At 42.6% G+C, this 244-nt stretch carries 1 protein-coding gene; it reads left to right on the top strand.

The features are described 5' to 3' along the window. The coding region (locus tag AAEY78_RS14605; protein ID WP_352340179.1) for a phosphoribosyltransferase at positions 1–244 on the top strand (244 nt) is incomplete at both ends.

The following is a 244-nucleotide window of genomic DNA, read 5'->3' as shown; positions in this document are numbered from 1 at the left end:
ACCATGAACAGCTCGCGTGATGTGAAAGTGCTTAAAGATGTACAATCTGACATCGCCGGCCGTGACGTATTAATCGTTGAAGACTTAATCGACTCAGGTAACACCTTAAACAAAGTGCGCGAGATGTTATTACTCCGTGAGCCAAAAAGCTTAGCGCTTTGTACATTATTAGATAAACCAGAGCGCCGTGAAGTCGATGTTTATGTCGACTTTATTGGTATTACCATCCCAGACGAGTTTATTG

Origin of the sequence: Psychrobacter sp. 16-MNA-CIBAN-0192 (assembly GCF_040309565.1) — a bacterium.
In the GTDB taxonomy this organism is placed as follows: Bacteria; Pseudomonadota; Gammaproteobacteria; order Pseudomonadales; family Moraxellaceae; genus Psychrobacter.
The sequence above is the reverse complement of the archived record's forward strand: the minus strand, read 5'-3'. Positions and strand labels throughout refer to the sequence as shown.